Here is a 25,529-nt window from a genome sequence, read left to right as displayed (position 1 = left end):
AGGGCGGCCCGCCGCACCGCGGGGTGCGCGGTGCGGCGGGCCCTGCCCTCAGCGCAGCGCCGGGGCGTGCACCGGGTCGACGCCGAACTCGTTGTGCCGGCCCGCCCAGTCCTGCAGGGCCGTCCGGCAGGCGTGGTCGAGGAGCCGCAGGCCGTCCAGGTCGAGCTCGATCGCACGGTCCCTGGGCAGCGACTCCAGGGTGTCCAGGATGCGCGGCAGCCGCAGGAAGGTCGCATTGCCGGACACCGCGACCCGGATCGGGCCCTCCGCGTCGTCGGTGACCTCCAGGTGCACCGAGGAGGTCTCCCAGGCGGTCTTCAGCACCGCGAGGACCAGGCCGATCAGCACCCCCTCGAACATGTTGGTGGCCACGATCGCGACGGCCGTCGCCACCAGCACCACCGCCTCGCCGCGGTGCGAGCGCCACAGCGACCGCAGCGGCCCCACCGGCATCAGCTTGACGCCCGCGTGCACCAGCACGCCCGCCAGCGCCGCCAGGGGGATCACCCCGAGCGCCGCGGGCACCAGCGCCGCGAACAGCAGCAGCCACGCGCCGTGCATCACCCGGGACGCCTTCGTCCGGGCACCGGCCTGCACGTTGGCGGCGCTGCGCACGATCACCGCGGTCATCGGCAGCGCGCCGAGCAGACCGCACACGGTGTTGCCGGTGCCCTGCGCGATCAGCTCGCGGTCGTAGTCGGTGCGCGGCCCGTCGTGCAGGCGGTCCACCGCGGCGGCGCTGAACAGGCTCTCCGCGGAGGCGATCAGGGTGAACGCAAGGACGGTGGCGATCGCCCCGACCCCGGTCAGCACCGCCAGGTCCGAGCCGCCCGGCGGGTCGATCACCCCGAGCAGGCCCTTCACCTCCACCTTGGCCACCGGCAGCCCGAACAGTGCGACGGCGGCGGTGGCCAGGCCCACCGCGGCGAGCGGCGCGGGCACCACCCGCGCCCGTGCGGGCATCCGCTTCCACAGCACCAGCACCGCCACCGTGCCGGCGCCGATGCCGAGCGAGGCCAGCGAGTCCGACGAGCCGGCGGTGTCGGCGACCAGCCCGGGCAGGCCGGCGATGTTCGCCGGGCCGCTGCCCTTGGCCCTGGAGCCGGCCAGCGCGTACAGCTGGCCGGCGACCAGGACCAGGCCGATGCCCGCCAGCATGCCGTGCACCACGGACACCGAGATCGCGCGGAACAGCCGACCGAGTCTCAGCACCCCCATGAGCAGCTGGAGCAGCCCGGAGGCGAGCACGATCGCGCCCAGGGCGGGCAGGCCGAACTCGGTGACGGCCTCGTACACCAGCACGGTCAGGCCGGCGGCGGGGCCGGACACCTGCAGGCTGGAGCCCGGCAGCAGGCCGGTGAGCAGCCCGCCGACGATGCCGGTGACCAGGCCGAGCTCGGCCGGGACGCCGGAGGCCACGGCCACCCCGACGCACAGCGGCAGGGCGACCAGGAAGACGACGAGGGAGGCGGCGAAGTCCGCCCGGAACGCGGACGGGTCGAAAGCGGTTTTGTGCAGCATCAGGTTTTCCTCTGTGGGTCGGTCGTGGAACGGCCGGCTCGAGGGCCGCTCAGAGCGGGAGGAAGGCATCGGTGTCGGGCCGGTGGGAGAGCACCAGGCCGGTGTGCACCTCGTAGAACCAGGCGTGCAGGCGCAGCCGGCCGTCGGCGGTGCGCCGGGCGATGCCGGGGTACGCGCGCAGCCGGTCGAGCTGGGCCAGGACGTGCCGCTGCACCGGGCCGGCGACCGTGGGGTCGAACACCTCGGCCCGGTCGGAGGCGAGGGCGGCGCGGTCGGTGTCCGCCAGCCAGCTGCGGACGGCGGGCACGGCGCTGAGGTCGTCGCCGCGGACGACGGCGCCGACCGCCCCGCAGTGCGAGTGGCCGCAGACGACGATGTCGCGCACGCCCAGCACCTCGACGGCGTACTCGACGGTCGCGGCCTCGCCGGACGGCCGGTCGACCCGGTACGGCGGGACGATGTTGCCGGCGGTGCGCAGCTCGAACAGGTCGCCGGGGTCCGCGCCGGTGATCAGGGACGGGACGACCCGGGAGTCGGAGCAGGTGATGAACAGGGCCTGCGGCGACTGCCCGGCCGCCAGGCCGACGAACTGCCGGCCGTCCTGTGCGGCGCGGTCGCGGAACGAGCGGGCGCGGTCGATCAAGGGCTTCATCAGGGCATACCTCCATGGCCCCGGCGCGCTTCGGCGCGGGGGCGTACGTGGACGAGGGCTTCACGCCGCGTCGGCGGCGTTCGCGGTGAACGTGCGGCATCGCGGCCGGGCGCGGGTCAGCGCGGCGCGGTCGCGATCCGGCCGGCGGGGGCTGCGGGGCAGCCACCGGGCACGGTCAGCAGCGGAAGACCTGGTACACGGAGGCGGTGGCACCACCGGTGGGTCTGGAGGGGTAGGGGAGGGGAGCGCCGGGCGCCCGCGGCCGGCCGGCCGAGAGGTCCGCGGCCGCCGCGGGGGCGACGACGGTGGCGAGTGGCCGCAGGGCGGAGCCGCCGCCCGGTGCGGGCCGGCCGACCGCGTGCGGGCCGTGCCGCAGCGGCACCCCGGCCGGGATCTCCTTCTCGCTCTCCTTGTGCTCGGCGACGGAGGCGGCCGCGGCGGCCGGCACGGGCGGACGTGGCTTCAGGGAGGCGCCGGCGCCGCCGCCCAGCAGCAGGGCGAGGCCGAGCAGGGCCGCCAGCAGGCCCGTGATGGTGCTGCGCGTGCGCACCGGCGCTCCCCCTCCCGTAGCCGGTCACATGGACATGTTCACGTTGATAAACGCATCTGATGACGGATCAGTTTCCTCGAGATGTGAAGATCGTGACAGGAAAACGGCGGGCCGTCGGTGCGTGTCCGAGCGATCCGCTCGTGAGCCACGGTGACGGAGCGTGAGGGGGAGCAGGAAGGGCGCACGGGGGTGACGTCACTCGAGCGTGTGATCCTTCGGCGAATCCCCGTCCGCCGGTGCAGAGCCCGCTCCCGTCACCGCGAGTGGCGAACCGGGCACCTCGCACCCGGCGTCCCCTCCCTCGTGATCAAAGCCGTCATGGACGCATCGCCGCTGTTCCGGCCGGGCGCACTCGGCTCGCTGCTGCTGGCCCTGCTGCTCTCCCGCCCGGCCGGCCGCCTGCTCGCCGCCCACCGGGCGGCCGGCTTCCTGCTCGTCCTCGCCCTCGGTGGGATCGCCACCCTCACCCTGCTGCCGGACGTGCGCCGCCCGCTGTGGGAGAACGCCCGCTACGCCGCCGACGCCTGCGTGCTCGACCGGGCAGGGCCGCGGCCGCTCGCCGAGCTGCTCACCGCCACCCAGAGCAGCCTCAACGTGGCCCTGTTCGTCCCGCTCGGCGCGGCGGTCGCGCTGGCCGGCACCTGGTCGCGGCGGGCCGTCGCCGCCGCGGCGGCCCTCGTCCTGCCGGTCGGTGTCGAGGCGCTCCAGTACGCGCTGCCGGTGCTCGGCCGCGCCTGCGACGAGCAGGACGTCTGGGACAACCTCTTCGGCCTGGCGATCGGTGCCCTCCTCGGCCTGCTCCTGGCACCGCCCGCCCGGCGCGCCGTCCGCGCGCTGCGGGCCCGCCGCGGGGCCGTGCCGCCGGCAGGGCCGACCGGGTCGGTTGCCGAATGCGGCCGGATGCCCGGGGTAGGGGTGAAAGGGTACGCGCAGCGGCCGCCGACGGAGGCGGCACCCACGCCCCGCCCCGCCGGACCCGACGGGGGGCGGTGACCAGGAGGAGACACGATGGTGCACGCTCGTGCAGGTCAGCAGGCCGGTCCGCAGGACCTGGTGGACGTGGCCCGGCTGGTGACCGCGTACTGGACGCTGCACCCGGATCCGGCCGAGCCGGGCCAGCGGGTCGCGTTCGGCACCTCGGGGCACCGCGGGTCGTCCCTGGACACGGCGTTCAACGAGGACCACATCGCGGCGACCACCCAGGCGATCTGCGAGTACCGGGCCGCACAGGGCACCACAGGACCGCTGTTCCTCGGCATCGACACCCACGCGCTCTCCGAGCCGGCCCGGGCGACCGCCCTCGAGGTGCTGGCCGCGAACGGCGTGACCGTCCTGCTGGACAGCGCCGACGGGTACACGCCGACCCCGGCCGTCTCGCACGCGATCCTCGCGCACAACCGGTCCGAGCCGAAGCGGCTCGCCGACGGCATCGTCGTCACGCCCTCGCACAACCCGCCGCGCGACGGCGGCTTCAAGTACAACCCGCCCAGCGGCGGCCCGGCCGGCTCCGAGGCCACCGGGTGGATCCAGGACCGCGCCAACGCGCTGATCGGGGCCGGCCTGGCCGGCGTCCGCCGCATCCCGTACGCCCGGGCGCTCGCCGCCGACACCACCGGCCGCTACGACTACGTGGCCGGCTACACCGAGGACCTGCCGCAGGTGCTCGACCTCGACGCGGTCCGCGCGGCGGGCGTGCGGATCGGCGCCGACCCGCTCGGCGGCGCCTCCGTCGCCTACTGGGAGCGGATCGCCGAGACCCACCGGCTCGACCTCACCGTGGTCAACCCGGTGACCGACCCCACCTGGCGCTTCATGACCCTGGACTGGGACGGGAAGATCCGGATGGACTGCTCCTCCCCGTACGCCATGGCCTCGCTGATCGGCCGCAAGGACGCCTACGCCGTCGCCACGGGCAACGACGCGGACGCCGACCGGCACGGCATCGTCACCCCCGACGGCGGGCTGATGAACCCCAACCACTACCTCGCGGTCGCCATCGACTACCTGTTCCGGCACCGCACCGGCTGGCCGGAGGCGGCCGCGGTCGGCAAGACCCTGGTCTCCTCCTCGATGATCGACCGGGTCGCCGCCGAGCTGGACCGGGACCTCGTGGAGGTGCCGGTCGGCTTCAAGTGGTTCGTCGACGGGCTGCTCGGCGGCACCGTCGGCTTCGGCGGCGAGGAGTCGGCGGGCGCCTCCTTCCTGCGCCGGGACGGCTCGGTGTGGACGACCGACAAGGACGGCATCCTGCTCGCCCTGCTCGCCTCCGAGATCACCGCGGTGACCGGCCGCAGCCCCTCCGAGCTGTACGGGGAGCTGACCGGCCGGTTCGGCGACCCGGCGTACGCGCGGGTGGACGCCCCCGCGGACCGGGAGCAGAAGGCCGTACTGGCGAAGCTGTCGCCCGACCGGGTCCGGGCCGACCGGCTGGCCGGGGAGAAGATCACCGCCGTCCTGACCGAGGCGCCCGGCAACGGTGCCGCCATCGGCGGGCTCAAGGTGTGCACCGAGAACGCCTGGTTCGCGGCCCGCCCCTCCGGCACCGAGGACGTCTACAAGATCTACGCCGAGAGCTTCCACGGCCCCGCCCACCTCACCCAGGTCCAGGACGAGGCCCGCGCCCTGGTCACCGAGGCCCTGGCGACCGGCACGGCCTGACACGCCCGACGCCCTAGGATCACTGCATGTCGCTGCCGCACGCCATCCTCACCGCCCTGCTGGAGAAGCCGTCCTCGGGGCTGGAGTTGACGCGCCGCTTCGACAAGTCGATCCGCTACTTCTGGTCCGCCACCCACCAGCAGATCTACCGCGAGCTCGGGCGGCTGGAGAAGGACGGCCTGATCCGCGCCGTCCCCCAGCCGCCCAGCCGCGGCCAGCGCAAGGAGTACGAGGTGCTCCCCGAGGGCCGCGCCGCCCTCACCGAGTGGATCGGGCAGCCGCAGGACCCGCGGCCCATCCGCGACCCGCTGCTGCTGCGCCTGCGGGCCGCCGCCGCGACGGGCGCCGGCCCCGCGCTGGAGGACGAGCTGCGCCGCCACCTCGATCTGCACCAGCGGCAGTTGGAGGAGTACCGGGAGATCGAGCAGCGCGACTTCCCGGCCGAGCGGGTCGCCGTCGAGAACCGCCTCCAGCACCTGGTGCTGCAGGGCGGCATCGGCCTGGAGACCTTCTGGGTGGAGTGGCTGGAGGCGGCGCTCGCCGAGTACTCGTGACCCCGCGCGGAGCCGGTCCCTCAGCGGCTGCGCCGCCACTGGCGGAACCGCCACACCAGGCAGGACACCAGCGAGACGCCCACCACCGCGACGGCGACCGCCAGCCACCGGTGGCCGACCACGTCGGCCCCGCTGAACACCATGATCACCGAGACGGCGAAGGGGAGCAGCAGCACCGCCACCGTCCGCAGGAACACCAGCAGCGCCAGCGGCCGCACCCGGCCGCGCCCACGGGTCCGCTCCGCAGGGCCGGCCCCGCCGTCCACCAGCCCGAACAGGACGGAGGCCCGGGTGGCCAGCCGCAGCGTCGCCGAACGGTACGCCACCCCGAGCACCGGCACCCAGACGAACGGCAGCGCCATGCCGACCAGCACCAGCAGCGTCACCGCGACCCAGCGCAGGTAGCGGTTCAGCCGCCCGGTCGGGGTGCTGCTGCCCGGCGAGATCACCCCCAGCACGTACGCCATCCGCCCGACCACGCGCAGCCACTCCCGCCAGGACAGCCGCGGCGCTGGCCCGCTGCCCGGCTCCGGGAGGTCCTCCAGCGCCCGCCGGGCCTCTTCCGGCGTGGTGTAGACGCCCTGCAGGACCAGCATGTCGACCGCCCGGTCCGGCGAGGTCGCGGGCCGGCCGGCCAGCTCGCCCAGCTCCAGCACCATCCGGCCCTGGGCGAGCAGGGCGGCGCAGAACGCGGTCGGGATCAGGGCGATGAACGGACCGCCGACGAAGGCGCCCTCCACGATGGCCGTGTGCACACCGCGGGCGATGACGGTCTCCCGCACCTTCTCCGGCGGATCCCCCGACCGGCGGATCCTGGCCAGCCGCTCGGAGGCCTCCTCGCCGATCCGCTCGACGCCGAACAGCGCAGCCCGTTCGGCCATGTGGGCGGGGTCGCGACGGATCCGCCCGAGCAGGTCGATCGGCGGCCACGGAGCCCGCCCGCGGTCGGCGGCACGGGGCTCGGCATCGCCCATCCGGGCCTCCCTCCGCCGTGCCGCGCCGCCGACAGTCCTCGACACTCAGTGTCGCCCGGTGGCGCCGCCGCGGCTCGCTCAGAGGTGTGCGGCGATGTCCGGGATGAGGTCCTGGAAGGTGCGGCCCTCGGCCGGTGCGCCGATGGCGGTCATCTGCCAGCCCCCGTTCGACCGGTGCACCTTCGCCATGATCTGCGCCGTGTGGCTGCCGCCGCCGGTCAGCGTGTAGCGGGCCAGCTCCTGCCCGGTGGAGTCGTCCACCAGGCGGCAGAAGGCGTTCTGCACGTCCTGGAAGGTCTGGCCGGTGAACGAGTTGACGGTGAACACGATCTGGTCGACCTTGGCGGGCACCCGGGTCAGGTTCACCGTGATCGACTCGTCGTCGGCGCCCTGCCCCGCGCCGCCGGTCAGGTTGTCGCCGCTGTGCCGCACCGAGCCGTCGGAGCTGGTCAGGTGCTGGAAGTACACGACGTCCACCGGGTCGCTGCCGGCGAACAGCACGGCCGATGCGTCCAGGTCGATGTCACGGGCCATCAACTTGGCGAAGAACCCCTTGCGGGGCGCGGCCTGCCAGCCGAGGCCCATCCGTACGACCTCCAGCGTGCCGCCGCCCGGCTTGCCGAGGTCGACCTTCTGGCCCTTGCCGAGGTTCACCGTCATCGGGCCCTCACCCTTTCGCTGCGTGGACGCCTGCCGCCCGGCAGCCGCGGGACGCGTCTGCCGACGTGGAGGACCTTCCCACCGCCGGGCCGATCGACGCCCGCCGACGCGCTGCAGCGTGTCAGATGCCCCCGGCCGGCAGCAGGAGCAGCTGCTCCGGGTCGAAGGCCATCCACTGCTCGGGGGTGCCGCGCCGCAGCAGCCGCACCCTGCACCACGGGCTGCCGTCGGCCGGGCGCCACCAGGCGTTGATCCGGCCCACCGCCCAGCTGCCGTCCTCGAAGCGGACCTCGACCGGCTGGTACGCCGGCTCCACCTGCGCCTGCGGCGGCTCCCACAGCTGCACCCGTCCGTCGTCCACCGTTGCCCGCCTCCCGCGTCGTTCGCACCCGGCCGTTGGACTCTACATGCCTGTAGAGCCGATCCGCGGGCGGACGCACCGGCACCGGCCGACCGCGACCGGGATCACAGCTCGACGACCGCCACCGCGTCCGCGAAGCAGGCGGTGACGTACAGCTTCGCGCCGTCCGGGCTCACCGCCACCCCGCGCGGCCCGTCCGGCGCCGGGATCGTGCCCACCACCGCCCGCTCGTCGGTGTCGATCACCGACACCGGGCCGGCCGGGTAGTGCGCCACGTACAGCCGGCCCCCGTCCGGGCTCACCGCCAGCCCGTACGGGCCGCGGCCCACCGTCACCCGCCCCAGCCGCACGGCCGGCGCCGGTCCGTCCAGCCGGCCGATGCCCGAGGCGTCCAGCACGCTCACCGTGCCCGCGAAGTAGTTGCCCGCGTAGAGCACCGATCCGTCCGGGCTCAGCGCCAGGCCCACCGTGAAGTCCACCCCGGTCAGCAGCCCGCGCGGGACGCCGAGGCCGTCCACCACCCGCACCGCGTCCTCCAGCGGGCTGGCCACCAGGACCCGCGCACCGCTGGGTGCCACCGCCAGGCCGAACGGGCGCGACTCCAGCACCGTCTCGTCCAGCACCGCGCCGTCCGCCGCCGCCACCACGGACAGCACCGACCGGTGCACGTCCGCCAGGTACAGCCGCCCGCCGTCGGGGCTCACCGCCACCCCGTACAGGCTCGCCCCCACCGGGAACGACGCCGCCACCCGGCGCAGCGTCGGCTCCAGCACCGTGACCTGACCGGTGCGCACACCCGTCAGGTACACCCGGCTGCCGTCCCGGCTCACCGTCACGCTGTGCGGGCCGCCGTCGACCGGGATCGTCTCGTACGCCCGGCCGTCCCCGGAGCCGGGCCCGGCCGGGCGGGGGCGGGAAACTGCCATGATCTGCTCCGCTGGGGTGCCGCAGGACCGGCACCTCCACTCTCACCCGCCCGGCCCACCCGGGCAAACCCGGCCATGACCTCTGAGGACCGCCCCTACGGCCCCCGCTGCGCGTCGTGCGCCAGCAGTGCCACGTACAGCGAGGTCAGCTGTTCCAGGTCGTCCAGGTCGATGCCCAGCAGCGACTCGATGCTCTGCAGCCGCCGGTACATCGCCGGCCGGCTCACGTGCTGCTCCTGCGCCGCCAGCGACTTGTTCCGGCCCGTCCGCAGGTAGGTGCGCAGCACGTCCAGCAGCTCCCGGCGGCCCAGCAGCGGCCCCAGCTCCCGGACGATGAACGCCTGCAGCTCCGGTTCGTCCCGCAGCAGCCGGACGAGCCCGCGCAGCCGTACGTCCCGCAGCCGCGCCACCGGCCCGGTCGGCGGTCCCGCCAGCGCCGCGTCCGCGACGTGCACCGCCTCCTGGAAGGATCGCCGCACCTCGTCCAGCACCCGGCAGCCGAACCCGGCCCCCAGCACCGCACCGGGCACCCGCTCCTGCAGCCGGACGGCCAGCCGGTCCACCTCCGCGTCCGCCTCCCGCTCCGACGGGACGCTCAGCAGCACCGCCACCGCACCGTCGGGGCCGACCCTGGCGACCAGGCCGGCCATCGACTCGTCGTGCACCGTCCGCCGGACCGTCTCGCAGAGCACCCGCGTCCGCGACGGCGGCCGCAGCACCACCGGTACGAACGTGCGCCGCTCGGTCGGCAGCCCCGCCGCCCGGAACCGCGGCAGCAACTGCTCGGGGCGGGCCGTGCCCGAGGCCAGGTCCGCCAGCAGCGCCTCCGCCGCCTGGTCCTCCCAGCCGCGCTGCCGGTCGCCGTCCGGATCGCCCAGCAGCCGGTGCACCGCCAGCGCCTCGGCCGCCCGCCGGCCCAGCACCCGCCCGGTCTCCGCCCCGCCCTGGTGCCCGAACAGCACCAGGTGCCCCCACTGCCGGTCGCGGGCCTCCAGCCGGGCCACGATCCAGCCGTCCGGGCCGAGCGTCACCGGGCCGTTCCCCTGCAGCTCCGCCACCTGCCGGGAGACCCGCTCCCAGTCCCGCAGCAGATCGCCCAGCGCGTTCGGCTCCCCGGCCGAGGCCAGCACCCGGTGCGCCAGGTTCACCACCACCGCCGGACAGCCCGCATGGGCCGCGATCTCGTCCAGCAGCCGCTGCAGCGGCACCCCGGACAGGTTCAGCGCCGACAGCGAACCGCCCATCCGGTCCGACAGGTCCAGCGCCGCGTACCGGCCGTGCAGCAGCCGGGCGTGCACCTCCTCGGTCAGCCGCGCGAACGGCGCAGGACGGTGCAGCACCACCAGCGGCACCCCGCACCGCTGCGCCGCCCGCCGCATCGCCTCCGGCGTCGTCGAGAACGCCCGGCCCAGCCCCAGCACCACCGCCGCCGCGCCGGCCTGCTGCATCGACTCCATGTACCCGGCCTGCGCCCGGTCGTCGCCCGCCAGCAGCAGACCCGTGGTCAGCACCATCTCGCCGCCGGTCAGCATCACCCCGACGTCCGCGGCCTCCGCCACGTGCAGCCAGCGCACCGGCCGGTCCAGCCGGTCCGGGCAGGCGACCACCTCCGCGTCCCACGGCGCGACCAACTCCAGCGCCAGCACGTCCCGCACGGTCAGGCGGCCGTCCTCCACCAGCTCTTCCCTCCGCCAGGTCCCCGGGGCGTGGGAGTCTACGCGCCGCACCCCCGCCCGGGGGCCGACACGGGGCAACCGTCACTGTGTGCGGGCGCACGTTGCCGCGCGTAGCGCCGCCGTGCCAGAGTGCGGCCATGGTCCACCCCACCGTGCCGCAGCAGTCCCTCGCGCCGTCCGCCGTCTTCGACTGGCTGGACGAGGCCGCCGACCTCCGCGCCCGCGCCGGCCTCACCCGCACGCTGCGCAGCCGCCCGGCCGACGACCCGGTCCTGGACCTCGCCGGCAACGACTACCTCGGGCTCGTCCACCACCCCGCCGTCACCCGGGCCGCCGCCGACGCCGCCCTGCGCTGGGGCGGCGGCTCCACCGGCTCCCGGCTGGTCACCGGCACCACCGCCCTGCACACCGAACTCGAGGACGAACTCGCCGAGTTCTGCGGCTTCGAGGCCGCCCTGGTGTTCTCCTCCGGGTACGCCGCCAACCTCGCCGCGCTCACCGCACTCACCGACCCCGACACGCTGATCGTCTCCGACGCGTACAACCACGCCTCGCTGATCGACGGCTGCCGACTGTCCCGCAGCGACGTCCACCGCGCCCCGCACGCCGACCCGGCCGCCGTCGCCGACGCCCTCGCCGACCGCCGCCACCCCCGCGCGCTGGTCGTCACCGACTCCGTCTTCTCCGTCGACGGCAACGCCGCCCCGCTCACCGGCCACGCCGCCGCCGCCCGCGCCCACGGCGCCGCGCTGCTCGTCGACGACGCCCACGGCCTCGGCGTCCTCGGCGCCGGCGGCCGCGGCGCCCTCGCCGCCGCAGGCCTCGCCGGCGACCCCGACACCGTCGCCACCGTCACCCTCTCCAAGTCGCTCGGCTCCCAGGGCGGCGCCGTCCTCGGCCCCCGACGGGTCATCAGGCACCTCACCGAGACCGCCCGCACCTTCATCTTCGACACCGGCCTCGCCCCCGCCGCCGTCGGCGCAGCCCTCGGCGCCCTGCGGCTGCTCCGCGCCGAACCGCACCGCGCCGACCGCGCCCGCGAGGTCGCCCACACCCTCGCCGCCCGGCTCACCGCCGCCGGCCTGCACGCCTCCACCCCCGACGCCGCCGTCGTCTCCGTCCGCGCGCCCGGCCCGGAGGCCGCCGTCCAGTGGGCCGCCGACTGCCGCACCGCCGGACTCGCCGTCGGCTGCTTCCGCCCGCCGTCCGTGCCCGACGGCATCTCCCGGCTGCGCCTCACCGCCCGCGGCGACCTGACGGACACCCAGATCACCGACGCCGTCCGCATCATCGCCGCCACCAGCCCGGCATGACCGAACCGTCCTCGCACGGCGGGTGACGGGTCGACACGCGGGCTCGTTCGTCGATGAGCCCCTCTCGCGGCACGCGGTGGCTGCGTCTACCCGGCGTCCTTCAGCCGGTCCTCCGGCCAGACCTCGAACCCCTGTGACACGCCCGTCGGCGGCCCCGACCGGAAGCACCCCCGTATGAGCGCCATGACCTTGCGAACGGCATCGGGCCGCCCGCCGAGCTCCACCCTCACCGGGCCGGCTCCCGGGGCCGCGCGGGCGACCGGCTGTGCAGCGGCGTCCTCGATCGGTGCGGACGTGTCGACCTGCCATCGCGCGTGAGGCACCGCATCGGACGGTGTGGCGTAGTCGCCGGCGGTGACAGGGGGCGGGGCGGTGGTCAGCCCGAACGACTGCCCCACGGTGTCGGCGACCACCTGGGATACGGACGGGTCGCCGGATATGGACATGTGGACGATCGCGCTCGGCGCCCGGTCGTGCTCGCCGGTCATGGCTTGCCTCCCGTGGTCAGCTTCTTCCAGGGTCTGCCGGGGCATGCGGTCCCGCATCTGCGCAGCCGGTCCGCCGCAGTTCGGGCCGGTGCTCGATCGCAGATGCCGGACGAGGTGTTCCTCCGGGCCGACCCGGCTCGGCGGGAAGCCCCTGCGTTCTCGCGGGGGAGGAGCCACCATGGGGAGCGAGCAGCCGCCCGCCGTACCGAGGAGCCCGACCGTGCCCGAACCCCGCGTCCTCCTCGACGGCCTCGTCCTCGGCGAGTCGCCCCGCTGGCACGACGACCGGCTCTGGCTCTGCGACTGGGGCGCCCACGAGCTGCTCACCGTCGACCCGGACGGCCGGCGCACGACCGTCGGCCGCATCGACGCCTTCCCGTTCTGCATCGACCCGCTCCCCGACGGCCGCCTGCTCGTCGTCGCCGGCAGCGAACGCCGCCTGCTGCGCCGCGAGACCGACGGCATCCTCACCCCGTACGCCGACCTGCGTCCGCTCTGCGACCGGCCGTGGAACGAAGCGGCCGCCGACGGCCGCGGCAACGCCTACGCCAACTGCATCGGCTTCGACCTCATGACCGGCGAAGCGCCCGCCCCCGGCCTCCTCGCCCTGGTCACCCCCGACGGCACCGCCCGCACCGTCGCCGAGGGCTTGGCCTTCCCCAACGGCATGGCGATCACCCCCGACGGCGCCACCCTGCTGCTCGCCGAGTCGTACGCCTCCCGGATCACCGCCTTCGACATAGCCCCCGACGGCAGCCTCACAGGCCGCCGCACCTGGGCCGAGGTCGAGGGCTCCGCCCCCGACGGCATCAGCCTCGACGCCGAGGGCGCCCTCTGGTACGCGGACGTGCCGAACCGGCGCTGCGTCAGAGTCCGCGAGGGCGGCGGGATCCTGCAGACCGTCGAGACCGACCGCGGCTGCTTCTCCTGCGCCCTCGGCACCCCCGGTGGCACCCCCACCCTCTACATCACCGCCGCCGAATGGACCGGTACCGCCGACGCCACCGCCACCCGCACCGGCCAACTCATCACCGTCCCCGCCCCCGCCCCACCGGCCCCGAGGCCGACGGCCTGACGGCAGCCCCCGGGAGGCGGCCCGTGTGCTTCGGGTGGGCGATCTTCAGGAGGTCTCCTCGGCGATCAGCCCGGTCTCCTCCCGCAGTTCGCGTGCGGCGGCCTCGTCGAGGCGCTCGCCGACCTCGACCTTGCCGCCGGGGATCGTCCACGCCGGTGTCGTGCTCCAGCTGTCCGTCGCGTAGTGGATCGTCGCGACCCGGCGCAGGGCCGGGTCGTGGGCGATCACGGCCACGGCCTGACGGAGGCTCTCCACAGTGTTACCTCCAAGATGACGTGGACGGGGATGTCAGGCGGTCGCCGCGGGGCGGCGGAGCTGTTCCAGGACGGTGCGGGCGTAGCCGAGGACCTCCTCGTCGTGGTGGTGGTCGAGGGCCCAGCGCAGGGCGGCAGGGCAGTCGACGGCTGCCCACGCCCGGCACGCCGCCCGCTCCTCGGCGGTGAGGTCTCGCCCGTAGCCGGCGAGGAACGCCGTGCGGAGATCGGGCCGGTGAGGAGTGAGCTGGAGCATGACCCGCATCAGGTCGCGGCGCACCGGCTCCTCGATCTGGCTCCGCTCGAAGTCGACGACGCCGACGGAGAGCCGGCCGTCGCCGTGGCGCTGGACGATCCAGTTCCGGGGGCCGAAGTCGCCGTGGCACCGGGCGGGAGCGGTGTGCGGGGGCTCGGCGCGGGTGGCCTCGGCCAGGGCGGCGATGTCCTCGTCGCACAGCTGGGCGTCGCACGCGCGGTCGAGCGCCCGTTCGCGTTCCCGGCTCCAGGGCAGCCGCTCGCCGACCACGCCGCCGGAGGTCGGGTGGGCGTGGATGCGGGCCGCGAGCAGGCCGGCCTGCCGGTACACCTCGCGTTCCTCGACCGGGCCGAGGGCGGCCTTGACGGCCGGGCTACCGGGCAGGGCCGTGGTGACGACGAGCAGCGAGCGGGCGTCCGCGGCCAGCAGGGTCGGGGCCCGGCCGGGACCGAGCACGGGCACGAGGTGCCGGTAGGCGGCGGTCTCGCGCCGGTGCATGAGCCCGTTCTTGTGCCGCTTGGCGAACAGGCGGCTCCCGTCGCCGGCCCGGACCTCCCACACTGTCGGCCGGCCCGCACGGTCCCGCGAGCGCACACCCAGCAACTCGCACGGTCCTGTTGCCTCGCGCAGCAGCCGGTCGGCGTCGTCGGGCAGGGTGGGCGGGGTCATGCCGGCCAGCCGACGGTGGACAGCGGGTTGCCGCGGGCGATCTCGCCCAGGGCGTGCGCGGTGTAGGGAACGATGTCGGCCGGCAGCCGTTCGAGCGGCCACCAGCGCAGTTCCTCGCACTTGTGCGGCTCCGCGTTGCGCACCCGGCCGTCGTAGCGGGCGGGGCGGAAGAAGAGCTGGAGGCGGCTGCGGCCGTCGTCGGAGTCGAGGTGGTGCAGGGTGTGGACGAGGCTGAGGTCGCCCTCGGCGATGGTGATGCCGAGTTCCTCCTCGGCCTCGCGGGTCATGGAGCGGGTGACCGGTTCGCCGCGCTCCATGTGCCCCGCCGGGAGGTGCCAGAGGCCGGCGGCGTACGTGGTGTTGCGGCGTCGGCCGAGCAGCACGGTGCCCTCGTCGGCCAGGACGAGGTGGACACCGACGACCAGCGTCAGCGGGTCCGTCCCCGGCTTGCGGGGCTCCGCGTTCGCCGGGTGGTCGGTGCGGTCGAGCCGGGTCACGAGGCCCTCCCGATGGGCTGGCCGGTCGCCGCGGAGTGCCAGGCGTCCGGCGAGCCACTCGATCACCTCGCGCTGTCCGTCGCCGGTCGTCGGCAGCCGGTCGGTACGAGCCCACTGGTGGTCGTCGTGGTCCGGCGAGAGGACGACCGGGGTGCCGTCCGGCACGACGGTGGTGAAGACGAACTGCCGCACCCGCAAGCCGTGCTGGCTGGTGAAGTCCAGGCTCCGCGCGTACTCGAGCGGCAGGCCGGTGAGCCCGGTCTCCTCGGCCAGCTCCCGCGCCGCGCCGGCCTCCACCCCCTCACCGTCCTCACGGCTGCCGCCCGGGTACTCCCACAGGCCGGGCGGGACGTCGTGCGCGGCCCGACGGATCAACAGGACCCGGCCGGAGGCGTCGCGGACCACCACGCCGACGCAGATCCGCTCGATGCCCTCCCGGAGGGCCAGGTCGGTCAGCACGTCGAAGTCGATCACCGGGGGACTCCTCGATCGCTCGGGCGGGCACGGCCCGCCGGTCGGTGTCGCGCTTGGCCGCAGGCCCTCCGGACACCGTCGGTGCACAGGCGCGCCGGAGGGCTGAACCAAGCTGCTCTGATGCCCAAGTGGGCTACCGAAAAACCAAGTTCAGGGAAGCGCTATGGTTGGTGGCGTCCGATGATGGTGCTGTTCGAGTGCGTCGTTCAAGCGGAATACCTCCGGGCTAGCCCGGGTCGAACAGGGACTTTTCGAGCACTTCCCGGCGCGAGTGAAGGCGTCCTCCAGTCGGTCGCGGACGGGCCCGGGGCAGGGTGGTGGAGCCCAGTGCGCAGGCAGCGAGCGAGCGTTCGAGCGCGGCCGTCCGGCCGGGTCCGAGGCGGTGTCGGACGCCTTCGTGGGCGAGGAGATCGCGCGGCGCGCAGCCGTCGCCCGATTCACCCGTTCGGCTGGTCAGTTGTCCGAGCAGGTTTTCCGGCCGCGACCTCCCGCACGCGGTACGCTGACCAACACCCGTGGCCGCAAAGCGGGCTGCTTGTCGCCCGCTCGCCTCCAGGCCCTCTGAACCCGGCGCCGACGGTCTCCCCCAGCCTGACGGCTGGGAGGTGCCCCCATGCTCCGTCGCTGTGCTCCCGCGCTTCTCCCTTTCGGCGTCGGCGGACCCTTCGGCTCGGGGCGGAGGCGCTCCCTCGACGTCCCGTCAGGTGTCCGAGCGTCGCCGCAGCCCGCCCGGGCCCTCCACCTCCCGAACGAAATGCGGTACTGCTATGCGCGCTTCCCTGTTCACCGTCGACCTGCCCGGGCCTGGACGCCTGAGCACGATGGCCCGCCCCCGCGGCCACGACTGGCTGGCCGACGAGATGGCCGCACTCACGGCCGCCGGCGCCGACGTCCTGGTCAGTGCCCTTACCGAGGACGAGGTCGACGAACTCGGCCTCACTGCCGAGCCCCGACTGGCGGCCGCGGCCGGCCTGGAGTTCGTCCCGCTCCCGATACCGGACCGGACGGTGCCGGACCCGGCCGCCGTCCTGCCCGTCCTCCGCCGGCTCGCCGCCCGGCTCCGCGAGGGCGCCCACGTGGTGGTGCACTGCCGCGCCGGCATCGGCCGCTCCTCCCTCCTCGCCGCCTCCCTCCTCGTCCTCGACGGCACGGACCCCGGCACCGCCTGGGAACGCATCGAACACGCCCGCGGCCTCACCGTCCCGGACACCCCCGCCCAACGCACCTGGCCCGCCGGCCCGCTGCGGAAGGCCCTGGGGTGATGCCGCCCGACATGCTGCGTTCGGCGCAGGGTCGGGCGGTGCGGCGGGCGGGCGGGGGAGACTGTCGGGAGCGAGTGAGAGACGGAGGTCGCGGCCATGGGTGCTGCGCAGTTCCACGCCTGGGACGTCCGTGAGTCGGGCCCCGCCGACGCCCCGCACCGGGTGCTGCTGCTGCCCGGAGGGATGTGCAGTACGGCCTTCTTCGAGGACATGACGGCCGCCGAGCCGCTCGCCGGTGCGCCGATCCGGCTGGTGGCGGCGACCGTCCCGGGGCACGCCGGGACGATCGCGCCCCGGGACGTGTCGATGGAGAACTACGCGGCGATCACCGCCGCCTTCGCGGCCGAGCGCGGCTGCACAGCCGTGGTCGGCCACAGCATCGGCGCCAACATCGCGCTGGAGATGGTGGGCGGCGGGCACTTCTCCGGGCCGGTGGTGCTGCTCTCTCCGACCTTCTCCCGGCCGGACGAGTCCAGGGCGCTGGCGGTCGCGGCGGCGCTCGGGCGGGTGCCCGGCCTGGGGGCGCTGGTCTGGCCGGCGATGCTGTGGCTGGCGCCGAAGGCGCTCGAGAACGGCATTCCGGAGCGGCGGCGGGCGGCCCTGCTCGCCGACCTGAAGAAGAACTCGGCGCCGTTCTGCCGCCGTGCCATGGGGGAGTACTTCGCGTACCTGGGCCGGCACGGCTCGCTGGTGCCGCGGCTGTGCGGCGCGGGCGTGCGGGCCCGGGTGGTGCGCGGGGACCGGGACGAGATCGGCCTGACCGAGGACGAGCGCGCCGCACTGGAGGCATGTCCGGCCGTCACCCTCGACGTGGTCGCCGACAGCGGCCACCTGGTGATGGTGGAGCAGCCCGAGGCGGTGGCCCGCCTGGTGGCCGACACCGTCCTCGGCGCGGACCGCTGACCGCCGCGGGGCGGACCGCCGACGGGCTCAGACGGTGAGTACGACCTTCCCGCAGGCGTGCCCTGTGTGGACGTGCCGTACTGCGGCCGCGGCCTCCGCCAGTGGGTAGCTGCGGTCGATGAGCGGCGTCAGCCTGCCGTCCTCGACGGCCTCGCAGAGGAACTCCAGGTCCTCCGGCCCGGACTGCGCCACCAGCGTACGGAGCCGCTGGCCGACGAAGGCCGAGAGCGCGAGCGCCCGCAGCTGCCGGTCGAGGCCCTGCAGCCACCTGCCGCCGGCCTCGCCCCCGACGATGACCAGGGTGCCGCGCGGGGTGAGGACCTGCCGGAGCAGCTTCAACGGCCGGTTGCCGGCGGTGTCGAGGACGAGGTCGTACCGGAGTCCGCCGTCGGTGATCTCCTCCTGCGTGTAGTCGAGCACGTGGTCGGCGCCGAGCGAGCGGACCACCTCGGTCTTCCCGGTGCTGCACACGCCGGTGACCTCGGCACCCATGGCCTTGGCCAGCTGCACCGCGTACGATCCGACGCCGCCTGCTGCGCCGATGACCAGCACCTGCTGACCGGCCCGGAGCCGCCCGGTGTCGCGCAGCGCCTGCAGGGCGGTGCAGCCGGAGACGGGCAGCGCAGCGGCCTGTTCGAAGGTCAGCGCGCCCGGCTTGGGCACCAAGCGGTCGGCCCGGGCACGGGCGTACTCGGCGAAGGCACCGTCGCAGGTGCCGAACACCTCGTCGCCGGGCCGGAACCGGGTGACGTTGCGTCCGGCCTCCTCGACCCGCCCGGCGACGTCGAGACCGCGGACGGGGATGCGCGGGGTGCGCAGGCCGGTGGCCAGCCGCACGGGGTAGGGCAGGCCGGCCATCAGGTGCCACACACCCGGGTCGACACCGGCCGCGTGCACCCGGACGAGCACGTCGCCGTCGCCCACCGCGGGCCGGTCGACCTCACGCAGCTCCAGCACGTCCGCCTCGCCGTACCTGTCCTGGACGACAGCCTTCATCGTGCTTCCTCCCTCTCGGTGTCCGGGTACTGGAAGACGTCGTCGAGGGCGACGCCGAACACCCGGGCGATCTGGAACGCCATCTCCAGGGAGGGTGAGTACCGGCCCTGTTCGATGGCGATGACGGTCTGTCGGGTCACGCCGATCCGCCCGGCGAGGGCGGCCTGCGTCATCTCCCCGTGGGCGAACCGCAGGGCGCGGATCGTGTTGGTGACCCTGGTCGGCTTCACCACGGGGAGAACCCCCGCCGGTAGGCGGCGATCTTCGCCATGGAACCGAGCAGCGCGGAGAGGACGAACGCCAGGTGGGCCGTGTTGGCGATCCAGAAGTGGTCGACCTCGGCCATCGCCATCAGGAGGGCCGCCACTCCGCCGAGGGCGAGGAAGGAGTGGCCGACGTACTCGCCGAACCGGTGGATCTCCCTGTCCCGCTGGTCCTTCTGCGGGCCGCCCTCCTTCGAGGCGAGCGAGACGGCGATGTGGAGCAGGACCGAGGCCGCGATCGCGATGCCGACGCTCCACACCAGGGCGGCCCGGTAGGGCGTCGCAGCGAGCGGCCCGGTGCCGGCGCGGCCGAGGACGACGGCCGCGTACGCCGTGTAGGTGCAGACGGTGACCACGACCATGATCCAGGCGCGTTTCTCTTCGACGGCCATGCCGTCAAGGTAAAGCAGACCGGACACCGTGTCAAAGATTCTTGACACGTCGAACGAGCAGAAGGACAGACCGCCGAAAGGGTGGAGTCCACTGCCGCGGACACGTCCTGACGGTGTGTGCAGCGCGCGGGCCGCGGGGCGGCGGCGCATGATCGGCCATGGGCACCCCCGTACCCCGCCGCCCCCGGCCCGGTCCCGCCGGGCCGCCCGTACCGCTCGAGACCCTCGAGGAGCTCGACCCGGCCGTCCTGGTGGAACCCGCCGATCCGGCCGGCCTCGCCCGGCCGGTCTGGTACGCCGCGTACGGCTCCAACATGCACCGGGCCCGCCTGAACGCCTACCTGGCCGGCGGCCGCCCGCCCGGCAGCCGCCGCCGCTACCCGGGCTGCCGCGATCCGCGCCCGCCCGCCGCCGACCTGCCGCTGCTCCTGCCGGGCCGGCTCTACTTCGCCCGCGAGTCACGGGTCTGGGGCGGCGGCATGGCCTTCCTGGACGCCCTCGACGACGGCGAGCTGCCCGCCCGCGGCTACCTGCTGACGGTCGACCAGCTGCTCGACGTCGCCTCCCAGGAGATGCACCGCATCCCGCGGGCGGCCACCGCCCCCGGCCTGGCCGCCGCCCTGCGCGACGGCCGTGCCAGCCTCGGGCCCGGCCGCTACGAGACCCTCCTCTGCCCCGGCACCGTGGACGGCCATCCGGTACTCACCTTCACCGCCCCGGGCCGCAGCAGCGAGGCCCCGCTCAGCCGCCCGTCCGCCGGCTACCTCCGTGCGCTCGCGGCCGGCCTCGCCGAGTCGCACGGCTGGCCACCCGCCCGCGCAGCCGCCTACCTCAGCACCCGCCCCGGCGCCGCAGGCCGCTGGACCCCCGCCGAACTCCTCGCCCAGCTCCGCCCCTGGGCCGACCTCCACGGGTGACCACCCGGGCGATCGCTCAAGACGCGCCCAGGAGCCCCGCGCCGGTCATCCGACGCCCGCCGACCCCCGTCGGCCCCACGCGCCACCCGCAGCTGCGCCCGCCACCAGGCAGAGGCCGGCCGCGGCCAGGCCGACAGGCCCGGCCGAGTCGCCGAGCAGCGGCGCCCCGGCGACGGAACACCCGAGTGCGCAGCACGCCCCGCCCGCGGTGCCCAACGAAAGGCCGATCAACATGCCCATCGTCCTGCCGGGACCGGGTGGCGGTGCAGGGTCCGGGGCGGCCGGCCGCCGTGCCCACGACGGGCGGGCCGGTTCGGGTGCGGGGGCCGCGGCGATCGCCTTCGGCTCCGGCGCCGGGTACGGAGCCGGGTGCGGGTGGGCCGTCCACGGCAGCCGTTCCAGCAGCAGGCCCGCGTGGTCGAACGGAGCGCCGGGGCCGAGCCGGGCCAGCGTCCGCGGGGAGGCGGGGGCGAGTTCGGTGCCGAGGGCCACCATCGCCCGGCCGCGCGGGGTCGGCCGCTCCTCGCAGCGCTGCCGGTAGGTGTGGAGCCGCCCGTCGGTGCCGAGCACCAGCTCGCAGCCGGTGCGCAGCCCCGACCGTCCGCCCGGGCCGCGGTACGGGGCGGGGTCGGAGTCCGCCACCCGGTCGACCACCCAGCCGTCGACCGAGGTGCCGCGGTCGTCCTCGATGTGCCGCGCCGCGACGCCCCTGCCGCCCAGCGCCACCGCGGTGCACCGGGCCAGCGCCAGCAGTTCCTCGTACGGGTCCACTTGCGCCGGTCAGCCCTCGTCGCCGCAGCCGGGGCAGGGCCTGCGCGGCACCTTGGTCGCAGCGCACTTGCCGCACCTGGTGGTCTCGCCCATGGCGCCGTCCTCTCGACGTGGTGTCACCCGACGTGGTGCCGGGTACGGCGAGCGTAGGGCGGTCCCCGGCCGCCGCAGGCGAGGGTTTCGGAACCGGTCCCGCATTGACCGCAGGTGATCGCCGACGGCCCTGACCCGGCGGTTTCCGCGGGCCCGGCGGTTTCCGCGGGCCCGGCGGTTTCCGCGAGTCCGCAGAAGCGGTGCCGGTCGGCGGTCAGCTCTTCTTCGCCCGGCTGGGCTGCACCCGCATCGGCTCGCCGGGCATCTTCGGATGGTCCGGCGGGTACGGCAGGTCCCCGGCGTCCTGCTGGGCGTACAGCTCGAGCAGCGGTTCCAGGTCGAAGGCGTGTTCGTCCATGTCGGCGTGCAGGTCGCCCAGTTCGGCGAACCGCTCGGGCAGCGTCCGCAGGTCGAAGTCCTGCGGGACGACCTCGTCCAGCTCCTCCCAGCGCAGCGGTGTGGAGGCGGTGGCCTCGGTCCGGGCGCGCAGTGAGTAGGGGGAGGCGATGGTGCGGTCGCGGGCCATCTGGTTGTAGTCCACGAAGATCCGCTCGCCGCGCTCCTCCTTCCACCAGGCCGTGGTCACCCGGTCGGGCATCCGGCGCTCCAGCTCCCGGCCGAGGGCGATCACGGCGTGCCGGCAGTCGGTGAACGTCCAGCGCGGCTCCACCGGCACGTAGACGTGCAGGCCGCGGCCGCCGGAGGTCTTCGGCCAGCCGCGCAGCCCGAGCTCCTCCAGCAGGGCGCGCAGCCCGTGCGCGGCGTGCACCGCGTCGTGGAAGTCGGTGCCGGGCTGCGGGTCGAGGTCGATCCGCAGCTCGTCCGGGTGCTCGGTGTCGCCGCGGCGCACCGGCCACGGGTGGAAGGTCAGACAGCCCAGGTTGGCCGCCCACAGCACCGCGGCGGGCTCGGTGGGGCAGATCTCGTCGGCACTGCGGCCGCTGGGGAAGGTGATCCGGGCCGTCGGCAGCCACTCCGGCAGGCCCTTCGGGGCGCGCTTCTGGTAGAAGAACTCGCCCTCGACGCCGTCGGGGAAGCGCTGCAGCGTCGTCGGCCGGTCGCGCAGCCCGCGCAGCACTCCGGGCGCGACCGCCAGGTAGTACTCGGCGACGTCCCGCTTGGTGAAGCCGCGCGCCGGATAGTAGACCTTGTCGGGGTTGGACAACCGGACTGCCCGGCCGTCCACCTCCAGTTCCACCGCTGTCGAGGCCATGCCCTCCACGCTAGGGCCTTGTCCGGCGATTCGCGTCGCATGGGCGCGGCGTCGGGCGCCCGGCCGGGCGTGCCGCCGTATCGGCCTCGTACTGGACGTACTCGGGCGATACGGCGGTACGTCCGGCCGGGATGACCGGGGTCGCGCGCGCGGCGGGAATCGCCGGACAAGGCCCTGAGCGGGGACCGGTATCCGGCGCGCGGGCCGCGGGCCGTGCGGCGACGATCGGACCATGGACCTTCCCGTGATGCCGCCCGTGCAGCCCATGCTCGCCAAGCCGGTGGCCGAGATCCCGCCGGGCATGCAGTACGAGGCCAAGTGGGACGGCTTCCGCGCGATCGTCTTCAAGGACGGCGACGAGGTGGAGATCGGCAGCCGCACCACCAAGACGCTCACCCGCTACTTCCCCGAGCTGGTGGAGGCCTTCCGCCGGGAGCTGCCGGACCGCTGCGTGGTGGACGGCGAGATCGTCATCGCCCGGGAGGGCCGGCTGCGCTTCGAGGAGCTGCTGGAGCGCATCCACCCCGCGGCCTCCCGGGTCCGCACCCTGGCCGAGCGCACCCCGGCCTCCTTCGTCGCCTTCGACCTGCTCGCCCTGGACGACACCGCCCTCGGCGACCGCCCGCTGAGCGAGCGGCGCAGCGCCCTGGAGGCCGCGCTCGCCGGGGCGTCGGCACCCGTCCACCTGGCCCTGGCCGTCACGGACCTCGACACCGCCCGCACCTGGTTCGCCCAGTACGAGGGCGCCGGCCTGGACGGCGTGGTCGCCAAGCCGCTCGACCAGCCGTACGCCGCGGGGGAGCGCACCCTGTTCAAGGTCAAGCACCAGCGGACGGCCGACTGTGTCCTGGCCGGCTACCGCGAGCACAAGAGCGGCCCGGTCGTCGGCTCGCTGCTGCTCGGTCTGTACGACGACGGCGGGCAGCTCCAGCACGTCGGTGTCTGCGCCTCCTTCCCGATGGCCCGCCGCCGCGAACTGGTCGAGGAACTCGCCCCGTTGCGGCTCGACGACCTCACCGGCCACCCCTGGGCGGCCTGGGCCGACGAGAGCGCCCAGGCCGCCTCCCGCCTCCCCGGCGCGGTCAGCCGCTGGACGGGCACCAAGGACCTCTCCTGGGTGCCGTTGCGGCCCGAGCGGGTGGTCGAGGTCGCGTACGACCACATGGAGGGCACCCGGTTCCGGCACACCACCCAGTTCCGCCACTGGCGCCCGGACCGCGAGCCGGCCAGTTGCACCTACGAGCAACTGGAGGAGCCGGTCTCGTACGACCTGGCGGACATCCTCCGCTGACCCTGTTCGCACCGGACGGCCGGAGGCTGTGGTGGGGAAGATCGCGCTGTTCATGGTGACGTCGCTGGACGGCTTCTACGAGGGGCCGGGCGGGGCCTTCGACTGGCCGCTGGTGGACGAGGAGTTCACCGAGTTCGGCCTGGCGCAGCTCGCTGCCACGGGCACCCTGCTGTTCGGCCGGGTCACCTACGAGGGCATGGCCGCCTACTGGCCGTCTCCGGCCGCGCAGCGGGACGACCCGGCGACGGCCGCGGTGATGAACGTGATCCTCAAGGTGGTGGTCTCCCGCACGCTGGAGCGCGCCGACCGGGCCGGCAGCCGGGTGGTGCGCAGCCTGGAGGAGGTCGCGGAGCTCCGGGCCGAACCGGGCCGCAGGATCGTGGTGTTCGGCAGCTCGGCGCTCTGCGTGGGCCTGCTGGAGCGCGGCCTGCTGGACGAGGTGCGGGTGATGGTCAACCCGGTCGTGCCAGGGCTTGTCTGACAATTCCCGCCGCGCGCGCGACGCCGGATCATCCCGGCCGGACGTGCCGCCGTATCGTCCGAGTACGTCCAGTACAAGGCCGATACGGCGGCACGCCCAGCCGGGCGCGAAGTGGGGGTACCTCCCAGCCCCCCAGGGGCTGGGGGAGCCGCGCGCCGGTGCGACGCGAATTGTCAGACAAGCCCTGGGCGGCGGGCGGTCGCTGTTCACCACCACGGGCGACCACGCCCGTCCGCTCCTTCCCGGACGCGCAGTGCACCAGCACCGGCCCCGCCCCGGGGGCCGCCAGCCGGCGCACCAGCGCCACCGCCGCAGGCCCCGCCTGCTCCGCCATCGCCGGGTAGAGCTCCGCCTGCTCGGCCGGCCACCGCTGCTCCCGGAAGACCGGCAGGTGGCAGTGGTCGACCGGCAGCCCGCGGCAGTCGTCCGGCCTGTCCCGCACCTCGGGAGCGCTGCGCAGGTCGACGACCGTCCGCACACCCAGCTCCGCCAGCCGCCGCGCCCCCGCCGGCAGCAGCCCGTCCAGTGCCCCGGAGCGGTAGAGCACCCCGCGCGGCAGCGCCCCGACACCCCCTGCATCCCGGAAGTTCCGAACCCCCGCCACCTCGACGAACACCGATCCGCCCCGCACCTCAGCCCTGGTCACGGCGCCCATTCTGCACAGGCCCCGGCCGGCTGCCGGACCCGGCCGGATCGCCAGGGGCTTGAGTCTCCAGCAGGGGAAGACGCCAAGGTTGGGGACATGAACGGCGACACGCGCTTCCCGGACGCGCTCCCCTCGGACGCGCCCTCCTCGGGCACGCTCTTCTCGATCGGCGACCTGGCCCGGCGGACGGGGCTGACGGTGAAGACCGTCAGGTTCTATTCCGACAGCGGGATCGTGCCGCCGACCGACCGCAGCCCGGCCGGCTACCGGCTGTACGACACGACCGCACTCGCGCGCCTGGACCTCGTCCGCACCCTTCGGGACCTGGGGCTCGACCTCGCCGCCGTCCGGCGGGTACTGGCCAGGGAGCTCTCGATGCCCGAGATCGCGGCCGCGCACGCCGACGCCCTGGAGGTGCAGATCCGCACCCTCAGGCTGCGGAAGGCGGTGCTGGGGGCAGTGGCCGCGTGGGGCTGGCTCTGTTCACATCGCAGAGCAGCGTTTCGACAGCAGTTCGGGAGGCAGTGCCCAGTCCGGATGCTCACGAGAACGGGCTCTGGCTCAACTTTTGTGGAGCACGGCCGCACCGGCCCGGCGCCATAGCGCCCAATGCCCTGGCCTGCGCGATTGGGCACCGGCACGAGACTGAACGGCCAGGCCTCGGAAGCCGACCACAGAAGTGGTGGGCGGGGCGAAAACGGGCGGGGGGCACCATCAGAGGTGGGGGGGGGGAGGGGCGGGGA

General features: G+C 74.9%; 28 protein-coding genes and 1 pseudogene. 11 read left to right on the top strand and 18 right to left on the bottom strand.

Annotated features, from left to right (window positions below):
• Positions 1–48: 48 nt before the first annotated feature.
• The 3 genes from AB0M03_RS31710 to AB0M03_RS31700 all read right to left on the bottom strand — a co-directional run bounded on the left by AB0M03_RS31710 (position 49) and on the right by AB0M03_RS31700 (position 2,723).
• Positions 49–1,521: a SulP family inorganic anion transporter gene (locus AB0M03_RS31710; protein ID WP_363497799.1), complete on the bottom strand. Its 1,473-nt coding sequence runs from the start codon at positions 1,519–1,521 to the stop codon at positions 49–51.
• A gap of 49 nt (positions 1,522–1,570) precedes the next feature.
• A complete protein-coding gene (locus AB0M03_RS31705; protein WP_363497796.1) occupies positions 1,571–2,173 on the bottom strand; it encodes a carbonic anhydrase in 603 nt (200 codons plus the stop codon).
• 175 nt (positions 2,174–2,348) lie between these two features.
• The gene (locus AB0M03_RS31700) at positions 2,349–2,723 is read right to left on the bottom strand and encodes a hypothetical protein (RefSeq protein WP_363497793.1); all 375 of its coding nucleotides are present in this window, start codon (positions 2,721–2,723) and stop codon (positions 2,349–2,351) included.
• Positions 2,724–3,041: 318 nt separating this feature from the next.
• On the opposite strand from AB0M03_RS31700, the gene AB0M03_RS31695 reads away from it, so the two are divergent.
• The 3 genes from AB0M03_RS31695 to AB0M03_RS31685 are packed head-to-tail and all read left to right on the top strand — an operon-like array spanning position 3,042 to position 5,935.
• Positions 3,042–3,716 (top strand): VanZ family protein, encoded by a 675-nt coding sequence (locus AB0M03_RS31695; protein WP_363497790.1) that lies wholly within the window; start codon positions 3,042–3,044, stop codon positions 3,714–3,716.
• Between the two features lie 15 nt (positions 3,717–3,731).
• Positions 3,732–5,381 carry a phosphoglucomutase (alpha-D-glucose-1,6-bisphosphate-dependent) gene (gene pgm, locus AB0M03_RS31690; protein ID WP_363497787.1) on the top strand — a complete coding sequence of 550 codons (1,650 nt, stop codon included), beginning with the start codon at positions 3,732–3,734 and terminating at the stop codon, positions 5,379–5,381.
• Between the two features lie 26 nt (positions 5,382–5,407).
• Entirely contained in the window at positions 5,408–5,935 is a 528-nt protein-coding gene (locus tag AB0M03_RS31685; RefSeq protein WP_363497784.1) for a PadR family transcriptional regulator, read from the top strand.
• 20 nt (positions 5,936–5,955) lie between these two features.
• Here the strand turns inward: AB0M03_RS31685 and AB0M03_RS31680 are convergent, their stop codons facing one another.
• From AB0M03_RS31680 to AB0M03_RS31660, 5 genes are all read right to left on the bottom strand, one after another.
• Positions 5,956–6,909, bottom strand: coding sequence for a hypothetical protein (locus AB0M03_RS31680; protein ID WP_363497781.1), 954 nt, complete (start codon positions 6,907–6,909; stop codon positions 5,956–5,958).
• A 78-nt stretch (positions 6,910–6,987) separates the two neighbouring features.
• Positions 6,988–7,569, bottom strand: coding sequence for a TerD family protein (locus AB0M03_RS31675; protein WP_363497778.1), 582 nt, complete (start codon positions 7,567–7,569; stop codon positions 6,988–6,990).
• Between the two features lie 121 nt (positions 7,570–7,690).
• On the bottom strand, positions 7,691–7,930 hold the full coding sequence (locus AB0M03_RS31670) for a hypothetical protein (protein WP_363497776.1): 240 nt from the start codon (positions 7,928–7,930) through the stop codon (positions 7,691–7,693).
• Positions 7,931–8,034: 104 nt separating this feature from the next.
• Entirely contained in the window at positions 8,035–8,856 is an 822-nt protein-coding gene (locus AB0M03_RS31665; RefSeq protein WP_363497773.1) for a YncE family protein, read from the bottom strand.
• 95 nt (positions 8,857–8,951) lie between these two features.
• Positions 8,952–10,532 (bottom strand): PucR family transcriptional regulator ligand-binding domain-containing protein, encoded by a 1,581-nt coding sequence (locus AB0M03_RS31660; protein WP_363497770.1) that lies wholly within the window; start codon positions 10,530–10,532, stop codon positions 8,952–8,954.
• Positions 10,533–10,669: 137 nt separating this feature from the next.
• Between AB0M03_RS31660 and AB0M03_RS31655 the strand changes: the two genes are divergently transcribed.
• A complete protein-coding gene (locus tag AB0M03_RS31655; protein WP_363497767.1) occupies positions 10,670–11,845 on the top strand; it encodes an 8-amino-7-oxononanoate synthase in 1,176 nt (391 codons plus the stop codon).
• 86 nt (positions 11,846–11,931) lie between these two features.
• On the opposite strand, the gene AB0M03_RS31650 is transcribed toward AB0M03_RS31655, so the two are convergent.
• The gene (locus AB0M03_RS31650; protein ID WP_363497764.1) at positions 11,932–12,378 is read right to left on the bottom strand and encodes a hypothetical protein; all 447 of its coding nucleotides are present in this window, start codon (positions 12,376–12,378) and stop codon (positions 11,932–11,934) included.
• A 175-nt stretch (positions 12,379–12,553) separates the two neighbouring features.
• On the opposite strand from AB0M03_RS31650, the gene AB0M03_RS31645 reads away from it, so the two are divergent.
• A complete protein-coding gene (locus AB0M03_RS31645; protein ID WP_363497761.1) occupies positions 12,554–13,408 on the top strand; it encodes an SMP-30/gluconolactonase/LRE family protein in 855 nt (284 codons plus the stop codon).
• Between the two features lie 45 nt (positions 13,409–13,453).
• Here AB0M03_RS31645 and AB0M03_RS31640 read toward each other — a convergent pair whose 3' ends face one another.
• Genes AB0M03_RS31640 through AB0M03_RS31630 form a run of 3 tightly spaced genes read right to left on the bottom strand, consistent with a single transcriptional unit; the run spans position 13,454 to position 15,558 of the window.
• Positions 13,454–13,663, bottom strand: a complete 210-nt coding sequence (locus AB0M03_RS31640; RefSeq protein ID WP_363497758.1) for an NUDIX domain-containing protein — start codon at positions 13,661–13,663, stop codon at positions 13,454–13,456.
• Positions 13,664–13,696: 33 nt separating this feature from the next.
• Entirely contained in the window at positions 13,697–14,587 is an 891-nt protein-coding gene (locus tag AB0M03_RS31635; RefSeq protein ID WP_363497755.1) for an aminoglycoside phosphotransferase family protein, read from the bottom strand.
• Positions 14,584–15,558, bottom strand: a complete 975-nt coding sequence (locus tag AB0M03_RS31630; RefSeq protein WP_363497752.1) for an NUDIX hydrolase — start codon at positions 15,556–15,558, stop codon at positions 14,584–14,586. Before AB0M03_RS31630 ends, AB0M03_RS31635 begins: the two co-directional genes overlap by 4 nt.
• A gap of 767 nt (positions 15,559–16,325) precedes the next feature.
• Here AB0M03_RS31630 and AB0M03_RS31625 point away from each other — a divergent pair.
• Together AB0M03_RS31625 and AB0M03_RS31620 are read left to right on the top strand one after the other, a co-directional pair.
• Positions 16,326–16,820 carry a protein-tyrosine phosphatase family protein gene (locus tag AB0M03_RS31625; RefSeq protein WP_363497749.1) on the top strand — a complete coding sequence of 165 codons (495 nt, stop codon included), beginning with the start codon at positions 16,326–16,328 and terminating at the stop codon, positions 16,818–16,820.
• A gap of 96 nt (positions 16,821–16,916) precedes the next feature.
• Entirely contained in the window at positions 16,917–17,723 is an 807-nt protein-coding gene (locus tag AB0M03_RS31620; RefSeq protein WP_363497746.1) for an alpha/beta hydrolase, read from the top strand.
• A 27-nt stretch (positions 17,724–17,750) separates the two neighbouring features.
• On the opposite strand, the gene AB0M03_RS31615 is transcribed toward AB0M03_RS31620, so the two are convergent.
• From AB0M03_RS31615 to AB0M03_RS31605, 3 genes are read right to left on the bottom strand one after another with little or no spacing between them, the layout of a single operon-like run.
• Entirely contained in the window at positions 17,751–18,719 is a 969-nt protein-coding gene (locus tag AB0M03_RS31615) for an NAD(P)-dependent alcohol dehydrogenase (protein WP_363497743.1), read from the bottom strand.
• The gene (locus AB0M03_RS31610) at positions 18,716–18,952 is read right to left on the bottom strand and encodes a helix-turn-helix transcriptional regulator (protein WP_363497740.1); all 237 of its coding nucleotides are present in this window, start codon (positions 18,950–18,952) and stop codon (positions 18,716–18,718) included. Before AB0M03_RS31610 ends, AB0M03_RS31615 begins: the two co-directional genes overlap by 4 nt.
• The gene (locus AB0M03_RS31605) at positions 18,946–19,374 is read right to left on the bottom strand and encodes a hypothetical protein (RefSeq protein WP_363497737.1); all 429 of its coding nucleotides are present in this window, start codon (positions 19,372–19,374) and stop codon (positions 18,946–18,948) included. The genes AB0M03_RS31610 and AB0M03_RS31605 overlap by 7 nt, the downstream gene beginning before the upstream one ends.
• 158 nt (positions 19,375–19,532) lie before the next feature.
• On the opposite strand from AB0M03_RS31605, the gene AB0M03_RS31600 reads away from it, so the two are divergent.
• On the top strand, positions 19,533–20,291 hold the full coding sequence (locus tag AB0M03_RS31600) for a histone deacetylase (protein WP_363497735.1): 759 nt from the start codon (positions 19,533–19,535) through the stop codon (positions 20,289–20,291).
• Between the two features lie 45 nt (positions 20,292–20,336).
• On the opposite strand, the gene AB0M03_RS31595 is transcribed toward AB0M03_RS31600, so the two are convergent.
• Together AB0M03_RS31595 and ligD are read right to left on the bottom strand one after the other, a co-directional pair.
• Positions 20,337–21,062, bottom strand: a complete 726-nt coding sequence (locus tag AB0M03_RS31595) for a hypothetical protein (protein ID WP_363497732.1) — start codon at positions 21,060–21,062, stop codon at positions 20,337–20,339.
• Positions 21,063–21,369: 307 nt separating this feature from the next.
• Positions 21,370–22,368 (bottom strand): non-homologous end-joining DNA ligase, encoded by a 999-nt coding sequence (ligD, locus tag AB0M03_RS31590; RefSeq protein WP_363497729.1) that lies wholly within the window; start codon positions 22,366–22,368, stop codon positions 21,370–21,372.
• 232 nt (positions 22,369–22,600) lie between these two features.
• On the opposite strand from ligD, the gene AB0M03_RS31585 reads away from it, so the two are divergent.
• On the top strand, positions 22,601–23,659 hold the full coding sequence (locus AB0M03_RS31585; protein ID WP_363497726.1) for an ATP-dependent DNA ligase: 1,059 nt from the start codon (positions 22,601–22,603) through the stop codon (positions 23,657–23,659).
• A 31-nt stretch (positions 23,660–23,690) separates the two neighbouring features.
• Positions 23,691–24,140 (top strand): dihydrofolate reductase family protein, encoded by a 450-nt coding sequence (locus AB0M03_RS31580; protein WP_363497723.1) that lies wholly within the window; start codon positions 23,691–23,693, stop codon positions 24,138–24,140.
• Between the two features lie 28 nt (positions 24,141–24,168).
• Here AB0M03_RS31580 and AB0M03_RS31575 read toward each other — a convergent pair whose 3' ends face one another.
• Entirely contained in the window at positions 24,169–24,786 is a 618-nt protein-coding gene (locus tag AB0M03_RS31575) for a tyrosine-protein phosphatase (RefSeq protein ID WP_363497720.1), read from the bottom strand.
• A gap of 96 nt (positions 24,787–24,882) precedes the next feature.
• Here AB0M03_RS31575 and AB0M03_RS31570 point away from each other — a divergent pair.
• A pseudogene (locus AB0M03_RS31570) lies at positions 24,883–25,251 on the top strand (MerR family transcriptional regulator); the annotation flags it as partial.
• Between the last annotated feature and the right edge of the window lie 278 nt (positions 25,252–25,529).

The sequence above is a fragment of the Kitasatospora sp. NPDC051914 genome, assembly GCF_040680995.1.
Lineage (GTDB): Bacteria > Actinomycetota > Actinomycetes > Streptomycetales > Streptomycetaceae > Kitasatospora.
Note: the sequence above shows the minus strand (reverse complement) of the source record. Positions and strands in the feature narration are given on the sequence as shown.

Excerpts from the sequence above, each read along its gene's own strand:
- AB0M03_RS31710 (WP_363497799.1), bottom strand. The coding sequence starts at position 1,521 with ATGCTGCACAAAACCGCTTTCGACCCGTCCGCGTTCCGGGCGGACTTC.
- AB0M03_RS31705 (WP_363497796.1), bottom strand. The coding sequence starts at position 2,173 with ATGAAGCCCTTGATCGACCGCGCCCGCTCGTTCCGCGACCGCGCCGCA.
- AB0M03_RS31695 (WP_363497790.1), top strand. The coding sequence starts at position 3,042 with ATGGACGCATCGCCGCTGTTCCGGCCGGGCGCACTCGGCTCGCTGCTG.
- pgm (WP_363497787.1), top strand. The coding sequence starts at position 3,732 with ATGGTGCACGCTCGTGCAGGTCAGCAGGCCGGTCCGCAGGACCTGGTG.
- AB0M03_RS31685 (WP_363497784.1), top strand. The coding sequence starts at position 5,408 with ATGTCGCTGCCGCACGCCATCCTCACCGCCCTGCTGGAGAAGCCGTCC.
- AB0M03_RS31680 (WP_363497781.1), bottom strand. The coding sequence starts at position 6,909 with ATGGGCGATGCCGAGCCCCGTGCCGCCGACCGCGGGCGGGCTCCGTGG.
- AB0M03_RS31675 (WP_363497778.1), bottom strand. The coding sequence starts at position 7,569 with ATGACGGTGAACCTCGGCAAGGGCCAGAAGGTCGACCTCGGCAAGCCG.
- AB0M03_RS31665 (WP_363497773.1), bottom strand. The coding sequence starts at position 8,856 with ATGGCAGTTTCCCGCCCCCGCCCGGCCGGGCCCGGCTCCGGGGACGGC.
- AB0M03_RS31655 (WP_363497767.1), top strand. The coding sequence starts at position 10,670 with ATGGTCCACCCCACCGTGCCGCAGCAGTCCCTCGCGCCGTCCGCCGTC.
- AB0M03_RS31650 (WP_363497764.1), bottom strand. The coding sequence starts at position 12,378 with ATGCCCCGGCAGACCCTGGAAGAAGCTGACCACGGGAGGCAAGCCATG.
- AB0M03_RS31635 (WP_363497755.1), bottom strand. The coding sequence starts at position 14,587 with ATGACCCCGCCCACCCTGCCCGACGACGCCGACCGGCTGCTGCGCGAG.
- AB0M03_RS31625 (WP_363497749.1), top strand. The coding sequence starts at position 16,326 with ATGCGCGCTTCCCTGTTCACCGTCGACCTGCCCGGGCCTGGACGCCTG.
- AB0M03_RS31620 (WP_363497746.1), top strand. The coding sequence starts at position 16,917 with ATGGGTGCTGCGCAGTTCCACGCCTGGGACGTCCGTGAGTCGGGCCCC.
- AB0M03_RS31615 (WP_363497743.1), bottom strand. The coding sequence starts at position 18,719 with ATGAAGGCTGTCGTCCAGGACAGGTACGGCGAGGCGGACGTGCTGGAG.
- AB0M03_RS31605 (WP_363497737.1), bottom strand. The coding sequence starts at position 19,374 with ATGGCCGTCGAAGAGAAACGCGCCTGGATCATGGTCGTGGTCACCGTC.
- AB0M03_RS31600 (WP_363497735.1), top strand. The coding sequence starts at position 19,533 with ATGGGCACCCCCGTACCCCGCCGCCCCCGGCCCGGTCCCGCCGGGCCG.
- ligD (WP_363497729.1), bottom strand. The coding sequence starts at position 22,368 with ATGGCCTCGACAGCGGTGGAACTGGAGGTGGACGGCCGGGCAGTCCGG.
- AB0M03_RS31585 (WP_363497726.1), top strand. The coding sequence starts at position 22,601 with ATGGACCTTCCCGTGATGCCGCCCGTGCAGCCCATGCTCGCCAAGCCG.